The following is an 8,403-nucleotide window of genomic DNA, read 5'->3' on the forward strand; positions in this document are numbered from 1 at the left end:
AAATGCTCGATTTTTTTTACAAAACACCCTATAATAGGAACGATAGATAATGAGGAAGTATCATTTATTTTAGTTGTTGAAAATTAATGAATAACGAACCTATAAAAAATAAGGAACATTGATTATTCTTGTGAATAATAAGCCTTAAAGGAAAGAGGAGAAGAAGTGACAGATTCTAAAATTCGAAGAAGTGAACGATTGATCGATATGACACAATACTTATTGGATCATCCCCATACATTGGTTTCTTTGACCTATTTTGCACAGCGCTATAAATCAGCTAAATCATCGATTAGTGAGGATTTAGCCATCATCAAAAAGACATTCAAACAGCGAGGAACAGGAATTCTTGAGACGATTCCAGGAGCTGCTGGCGGCGTTCGGTTTATTCCAGAAATTCCATATGAGGAATCAAAAGAACTGGTGAAGTCTCTATGTGAACGTTTATCAGAACAAGATCGTCTGCTGCCAGGAGGATATGTCTATCTTTCTGATTTACTGGGACAGCCGAAACTACTACGTCAAGTGGGCCTAATTATTGCTTCTAAATATTTAGATGAACAAATCGATGCCGTTATGACGGTAGCCACTAAAGGTGTACCGATCGCTCAAGCTGTGTCTTATTACTTAAATGTTCCCTTTGTAATTGTTCGCCGTGATTCAAAAATCACTGAAGGTTCAACCGTCAGTGTAAATTATGTTTCTGGATCATCTGAACGAATCGAAAAAATGGAATTATCAAAACGCAGCTTAAAACGTGGTTCAAGAGTGTTAGTCGTGGATGACTTCATGAAAGGCGGCGGAACCGTTAACGGAATGAAGAGCCTGATCGAAGAATTTGAGGCAGAGCTTGTTGGGATCACTGTGTTTGCAGAGTCTAAATTTAAAGGTCAACGTGCGATCGAAGATTATACTTCGTTACTTTATGTGGAAGACGTTGATACACGGACGAAAACGATCAATGTTGTGCCAGGGAATTATTTTGATGAATAGAGTTGGAACCAGCTATCAGAAATGATGGCTGGTTTTTTGTTAAGAAAACGGTACATTTTTATTAAAGTAACCAGTTTTATTTAACGAATCCCCTAAACAGGTGTATAGTTAATTCGTAAGCAAATTTATTCAGTTTTTCTCACACACGATGAGAAACTGAATAAATCAAATGAAAGAAGGCTAACACAATGGAAAAACAAGAAAAAATACAAATTTTAAAAGACCTCGTTGCAATCAAATCAGTCAATGGCAACGAAAAAGAAGTCGCTGAGTATTTAAGCAAATTATTCAAAAAACATGGCATCGACTCAAGCTTTTTAGAATACGACAAAGACCGTGACAATCTAATTGTTGAGATCGGCAATAAAAATAGCGAAAAAGTCTTAGCCTTTTCAGGGCATATGGATGTGGTTTCAGCAGGAAATGTTTCTGACTGGACCTCTGATCCGTTCAAACCTGAAATTCGTGATGGTAAAATGTACGGTCGTGGCACTTGTGATATGAAGAGCGGGTTAGCTGCGATGGCAATTGCTATGATCGAATTGAAAGAAGAAAAAGCAGAATTTAATGGACGTTTGCGTTTAATCGCTACAGTGGGTGAAGAAGTCGGTGAATTAGGGGCAGAACAATTAACCAAAGAAGGCTATGTTGATGATGTGACCTCAATGGTGATCGGTGAGCCGTCAGGTTATGCTGGGATCGTTTATGCTCATAAGGGCTCGATCAATTTCAAAGTAGCGTCTCTTGGAAAAAATGCCCACAGCTCAATGCCCCAACTCGGTGTAAATGCAATCGATCATTTGAACGACTTTTATTCTAGAGCCAATCAATTATTTCGCAGTGAAATCCATACAGATGAAGTCTTAGGCGATTTTATCTATAATGTAACGATGATTTCCGGCGGGGAACAAATCAACAGTATTCCAAGTGAAGCGAGTCTTCAAGGGAATATCAGAACGATCCCTGGTTATGATAATGAGCTGGTCATCAAAAAAATGAACGAACTGATCGATGAGCTGAACCAAAAAGAGACGTATCATTTAACCTTGAGTATTGAAGCGAATAAAATTTCAGTGAAAAGTGAAAAAGATTCTGATATCGCGAAAATCGCTCAACAAGTAGCGAAAAAACAAGTTAACGTCGATATTCCAATGGTTGGTATTTCAGGTACAACCGATGCAGCTGAATTTACAAAAGGGAAGAAAGTATTTCCTGTGATCATTTTTGGTCCAGGTAATGAAACACCTCATCAAGTAGATGAATATGTGGATGTGGATAACTATTTGGAAATGGTGGCTATTTATAAAGAAATGGCAACGACTTATTTAGATTAAATCTAATCAGAAAATTAGAAGAGAAGAAGCCTGAAAGTGCCTATCTGTGTGTTTCGCAGATAGGCACTTTTTTTATGAAAAATTAGGTAACGAAAACATTGAACTAATTGAAAATATTAAGGGGTATTTGGATTTTGAAATGTTTCTTGAATTATAGAATAAAAAGTAAGCTAATCATAGACGACCATTTTTGGGATAGATTTATTTTATAAAAAATCTATCCTTTAAATTGGAAATGTAGTGTCAAAATGTTTTTGAAAAGAAGGAAAGTAAACAATACTCTATATTGGAGTTTAGCGGAGAATTATAGAGAAGGAACCAAAGTCAAACAACGTGTGATTCTCAATTTAGGAACTACAGATCGAGTAATTCAAAAATTATCTGAAAATAATCAGTATGGTCATTTTTTAACTAAAGTAGCAAGTGAAGCAATGAAAACAGTAGAAAGTGTTACTGAACTGTGGGATCAAGTTTTTAATGAAAATTGTTTATTAGGCATGAAACGGATTCCAGATCATACTATAGATATGATTTTTTGTGATTTACCCTATGCAACCACAAATAACCATTGGGACAGTTTAATTCCTCTTGAACCTCTTTGGAAAGAGTATAAACGAATCATAAAGGACAATGGGGCAATCGTTCTTACAGCTCAAACACCTTTTGATAAAATCCTTGCTAACAGTAATTTAGATATGTTGAGGTATGAATGGATTTGGGAAAAAACAACTGCTACTGGACATTTAAACGCAAAAAAAATGCCAATGAAGGCACATGAAAATGTTCTTGTTTTTTATAAAAAGCTACCTACTTTCAATCCTCAAAAAACAACAGGACATAAGCCAGTAAATAGCTATACTAAGCACCAAAATGATGGTAGTAACTACGGTAAAACCAAAGTAGGCATTTCTGGAGGTGGTTCTACAGAACGATACCCACGTAGCGTTTTAACGTTTGCTACTGACAAACAAAAATTAGCAATACACCCAACACAAAAGCCTGAATCACTTGTTGACTATTTCATAAAGACATATTCTAACGAAGGCGATTTGATACTTGATAATGCTTGGGGTAGTGGAACAACTGGAGTTGTATGTAAAAAAAATAACAGACATTTTTTAGGATTTGAAAAGGACAAAGATATTTATCTATCTTCATTAGAACGGTTGAACAGCGTGTAAATTTTGAGTATACCTAAATTTTACGAAATAAGAAGACAGAAAATCAGTTTTGCAATTTTTTTTATGGTATAGATTTTATATCGATATATGGAATAAGTGTATATTATACGAGTATAACTGCTATTTGATTAGGTATATCCGTTTATTTTGCCAAATAGCTAAAAAGAAATTGTACCATTAAAAAAATGATAGGAGCTGGTAACAGTGTTTTTTTTTCGTTAATTTTGAATGTAAAAAAATTGTACAGTATAAGACAAATGACTGTTGTTCGATTTTAAAAGTATGAGAAGATACTGTAATAAAAATTAGAGTGCATTTTTTTATACCACAAAAATTTGAATAACTAAATAATAGAGAACTACATTATGCAAATTAACATAATGTACATATTTATATTTACATTCAATATTATAAATGCTATTTTTATATTAATAAAACGCTATGTATACATAAAGTCAGATTTATGCTTTATGAAATCGTTTTATTAAATACTTTTGTAAGGAGTTATATTATGAAAAAAATTTTTTTGGGCTCTTTAATACTTTTGGTGTCAACAAGTGTTCTAATGCCATTTACTACTTTGGCAGAATCTAATACAATTGATGAATCAGTCGTGCAGACAGCAACAAATGATGCAGAAAAAAATGCTGAAATACAAAGATTTACTGATATGCAGAATGAAATCACTTTGGTTTTAACGATTAAAAATGGGAGATATGTTTATGACGAGAAAGAAATCAAATCTATTGTAGATTCATTTGACTTTAATAAATTGGCTACTGAAACTGGAATAGAATTCACAAATGAATCATTTTTTCAAGAAGCAATAACAAATATCAAAAATACAAAATTTGAATCTCAAATCCAAGATAGAATGGCGAATAGATACAATAGAAATTACTATGAGGAAGGCTGGAATTATCAAAGAGTTTGGTGGGATGAATCTAATACTAAGCGTAAAATTATCGAATTTGAAGATGTAGGTCAATATGCTGGATTAGCAGGAGGAATTGGAGGTCTGGCAGGATCAGCAGTAGCTGGTATGATCACAGGCCCTATAGGGGTAGCAATCTCTGCTTCTATAGGTTTTGGTGTTTTTTATGATGGGTGGTATTTTAGTAATGTAGCTTTAAATCTAAATAGGATAAAAAATGGAACAGGTACCGTCTATGAAAGAAACACATGGACAACAGTTTATTCTCTATGGACGCAAGACAAATATAAATAAGATAACGCGGTCAGTATCATTTGGGAGATGATCAATATCAAATTTAAAAATAAAATATCTATCGTTCTGGGTATTGTGCTAATTGTATTAACACAATACCTTTGTACTACAAATATTTATAATACGTCATTATCTAATGTTGAGATATTGACTCACATCTTATTAATGAATATATGTATCTTGTTGATAGTATACAGTTTTATGTTACAAATTAAGTTAATAAAATTTGTATACATTTTTGTTTTATCACCACTCACTTTCTACTTACAATATCTGAATGAAAAAATGAGCTTTCAAACATTAGTACTATTGTTTTGTGTTATTTTGGTTTGTCTCGTAAATTCATTACTTACGAGAAATATGCTTGACTAATTATATATTTTAGTAATTTAAAAAATTTTAGTTGTCAAAAATTAATTTGGAGGAAGCTTATGAAAAGAAAAAAATTAGTAATATCTTTATTCTTGATTATAAGTTCATTATTTTTGAATATTAATATCCAACATGTAAATGCAGATTTTGTTCCACCCGAAGTAGAAACAGTTGTGATACCAGAATATAATCAACCATTCAATAAAGTATTTACTATGCAACCTACACCACTATCAGTAGTTAATGTATTAAATTTTGTGGAAGGTTCAACTAGTAGAAAACCCAATCAATTACTCAAATATATTTATCCAAATTATAGCGATGCACAATTAAAATCTGTAACTGCTAATTTGGAACAGTCAAATAAATTTTTGAACAATCAAAGCTATAAAACGAAAATTAGTGCTGGTCAACTGAATCTGACTTTATTAAAAGAGGAACTATCAAACCGGAGACCAGTTATTGCCTATTTATCTGCAAATGGTGATTATTGGATAGAGCAAGAAACGTCAGTAATTATATACGGGTATCAAAAGATTACTTTTCCTGGTAGACCTCCTCAAGTTGTTTACATGTATCGAAGTGTGAACCACGGAAATGGTGCTATATACAGCGGTGGTGAAAATAGAATTCCTTTGTTATTGAATGAAAGCTATGTTGATCCTTCGGCAGAAGTTACCTTTAAATGGGTATCTACATTATACGGGTTTAACAAATAAAGGAGTGGAATACAGATGAAGAATGTAAAACGTTTTGGACTTGGATTGCTTTTGACTGTTGGTTTTATGTTAAATGTAGGAGGAGTAACAAAAGCTGAGGCTGCTTCTTTATATGTGGAATCAACTGATGTCCCAAATGAAACGACTGTACTAGCCACGCAAAATTGGCAAGACTATCTAAATAAAATGATGTTGATAGATAATGGAAGTAGTACAGACTATTATTTAGGACAACCGTTCACCATTAGTTATCCTGAAAGTACGGCTTTTAATTATCCAATTATAGCGAAAGAAAACAAGCAAATAGCGTATCTTTTACAAATTGATTCTTCAGATAGTCAAAATCCTGATAGTTTCATGCTATCAAAGGCGTTAGCAAAAAAATTAGAAGATGTTAGTTTAACAATTACTACGAATAATGAGCAACCAATTCAGTTAGATGGTTTAAATCAAAATATCTTCTATAACTATATGAATACAAAACAGCCGTTGTTAACAATCAATACTACAGATGTTCCAATTGAAATTCCTACCAGTCAATCCGTTAAAACAATTGATATAACAGAACCAACAGCACAACCAAATTTGAGATCAGCAAGAGCATTAGTAGAATTTGATACGAATATCCTTCCATGGAATGTTTATGAAATACAGGAAGATCAACCATGGTGTCAAAATTTTACAATGGCTGCAGCAATTAATCACCAAGCTGGTAAACAAATCACTTCAGCCAGTGAGGTTATCCATAAGAGTCATCCTAATGCAACGGAAACACAATTAATGGATTCGAATTGGATTACGAAACAAAATCTATTTGATATCATAAACTATGTTAACAAAACCTATAAATATTCACTTAAATTAGTTAATAATACGCTCCCTTTTTCAATGATAAAAAACGAAATTGATAATAACGCACCTGTAATTACTGATTTAAAGTCAACAACTGCTATGGGTCACTCGATTGCCCTTGTGGGATATACTGCTCCTAAAAATGGTGATATCTCTTCTTATCCGCCCTATTACTTTTATTGGAATCCATGGTGGGAAGATACGTTTATTGTCTCAAGTAAATCTCAATATATGACATTAGGATCATCGAACTATGAATGGTATCGGTCAATCTATAATTTTAGACAAGGAAAATATCAAGATAAGATAAATACAATAGTTACTTTGCAATCTTTTGCATCACAGTACCAAACCGGTGGTAATATTCCTACAAATCTTAGAAGTAAAGAATATATTATTAAAGATGTAAAAGAAGTGAAACAGTCGAATTCTAAATTAGCGTACTATCTTGAGGGTCTCAATCAGTGGGTATTAGAGCAGGATGTAAAAACTTATCCGACACCTTTATTAAATAAAAATGTCTTACTTTTATCAAAGGCAAGTAATGCTCAAACAGGAGAATTTTTAGATCTATCGTTAAGAAATAAACGATACTCTGCAATACAAGTGAAACCAGTAAGACAGTCAAATTCTAAGTTAGCTTATTATTTAGCTGGATTGAACAAATGGATTTTAGAGCAAGATATTACCCAATAATAAATTCATTTTCTTAAGTGTAACTATCTAAAATAATAACTACGTGTAAAGAGCTTAGACTTACGTCGCAAGCTCTTTGTTCGTTTTGAAATAGTTCAATGAGGTATAGGCAATTGCTCATTTTTTGTACACTTCTGTTATAAGATTTTTGAGTGTTAAATATAGTTGCTCAAAATATAAATTTAGGATAGAGACTCTCTCTATCCTATTTTGTTCTACAGAAATCACTAATTAAGTGAATATGTAGAATTTGACAAAAGCGGATTGTGTCAGATTCAATTAAATGTACGCTTTCGAAAAAAATAACTTCGATTCTCAATAAAATATATAAAAAGGTAGTAGTTAAATTTATAATATTAAATTCATAAATATCTTTTTATTTTACATTTAGTAGTATATAATAGGTATTATATTCTTATAGAAGGGAGGAAGAAGATAATGTGGATAAACATTGTACAATATTGGTTGAATACAACCTCTGGCTTTTTCGATCTTTTCAAATAATTATTATATGAAAATTGAAATAAAAAGAGTGATCCTCACAGATCATTCTTTTTATTTCGATCTGAAAGTTTTTCCTTATCTAGCCATTGAGTACCTTAATGCAAAGAAATCGATAAAGATTAGTATGTAAGTTTATTTTATAAAGGATTATTACAATACTGGCACTTGTTTCGGTTTTGTTTATTATGTTTATTATTAACTATTTCATTAATTACATATCTTTTGATAAATATATCTAATTATTGTTATCTTAATTGTCGAAAGAGAACAATAACTAATAGGAGGTTCAATTTGAGTAAGCTAAAAAAAACATTTGTTGCTGTTTTTCTTTTATTATTTATGTATCTATGTTTTTCAGTAATAGTATCCAATCAAACATATGTATCTATACCATTTTACTTATTAAATTTGGATGAGTATCCATTAATTGGGGATTGGCTCCCTGTGATTACATTCTATCTTGCAGGTAGTGTCTTCATTGTTTTATTTATTTTAATGTTGGGTACGATATTTTACCCAAAAAA

Annotated in this window: 7 protein-coding genes; all 7 read left to right on the forward strand. The window is 32.0% G+C overall.

Features of this window, described 5'->3' with window-relative positions; all coding sequences use genetic code 11:
• The first annotated feature begins 165 nt into the window (after positions 1-165).
• Positions 166-993, forward strand: a complete 828-nt coding sequence (gene purR / locus BCR24_RS05205) for a pur operon repressor (RefSeq protein WP_083244324.1) — start codon at positions 166-168, stop codon at positions 991-993.
• A gap of 188 nt (positions 994-1,181) precedes the next feature.
• A complete protein-coding gene (locus tag BCR24_RS05210; protein ID WP_069639512.1) occupies positions 1,182-2,327 on the forward strand; it encodes an ArgE/DapE family deacylase in 1,146 nt (381 codons plus the stop codon).
• Positions 2,328-2,575: 248 nt separating this feature from the next.
• The gene (locus BCR24_RS05215; protein ID WP_239574225.1) at positions 2,576-3,508 is read left to right on the forward strand and encodes a DNA-methyltransferase; all 933 of its coding nucleotides are present in this window, start codon (positions 2,576-2,578) and stop codon (positions 3,506-3,508) included.
• A 511-nt stretch (positions 3,509-4,019) separates the two neighbouring features.
• Complete coding sequence (locus BCR24_RS05220) at positions 4,020-4,736, forward strand: hypothetical protein (RefSeq protein WP_069639513.1); 717 nt, start codon at positions 4,020-4,022, stop codon at positions 4,734-4,736.
• A gap of 431 nt (positions 4,737-5,167) precedes the next feature.
• Positions 5,168-5,827, forward strand: a complete 660-nt coding sequence (locus BCR24_RS05225; RefSeq protein ID WP_069639514.1) for a hypothetical protein — start codon at positions 5,168-5,170, stop codon at positions 5,825-5,827.
• Positions 5,828-5,842: 15 nt separating this feature from the next.
• The gene (locus BCR24_RS05230) at positions 5,843-7,375 is read left to right on the forward strand and encodes a C47 family peptidase (RefSeq protein WP_069639515.1); all 1,533 of its coding nucleotides are present in this window, start codon (positions 5,843-5,845) and stop codon (positions 7,373-7,375) included.
• A 795-nt stretch (positions 7,376-8,170) separates the two neighbouring features.
• On the forward strand, positions 8,171-8,403 hold a 233-nt coding region (locus BCR24_RS05235), incomplete at its 3' end, for an Asp23/Gls24 family envelope stress response protein (RefSeq protein ID WP_244884609.1).

This window comes from Enterococcus ureilyticus (assembly GCF_001730315.1).
GTDB classification, from domain to species: Bacteria; Bacillota; Bacilli; order Lactobacillales; family Enterococcaceae; genus Enterococcus_L; species Enterococcus_L ureilyticus.

Bases quoted from the DNA above. Each gene is read 5' to 3' on its own strand.
- BCR24_RS05220 (WP_069639513.1), top strand. From the start codon at position 4,020: ATGAAAAAAATTTTTTTGGGCTCTTTAATACTTTTGGTGTCAACAAGT.
- BCR24_RS05215 (WP_239574225.1), top strand. From the start codon at position 2,576: ATGTTTTTGAAAAGAAGGAAAGTAAACAATACTCTATATTGGAGTTTA.
- BCR24_RS05210 (WP_069639512.1), top strand. From the start codon at position 1,182: ATGGAAAAACAAGAAAAAATACAAATTTTAAAAGACCTCGTTGCAATC.
- BCR24_RS05230 (WP_069639515.1), top strand. From the start codon at position 5,843: ATGAAGAATGTAAAACGTTTTGGACTTGGATTGCTTTTGACTGTTGGT.
- BCR24_RS05225 (WP_069639514.1), top strand. From the start codon at position 5,168: ATGAAAAGAAAAAAATTAGTAATATCTTTATTCTTGATTATAAGTTCA.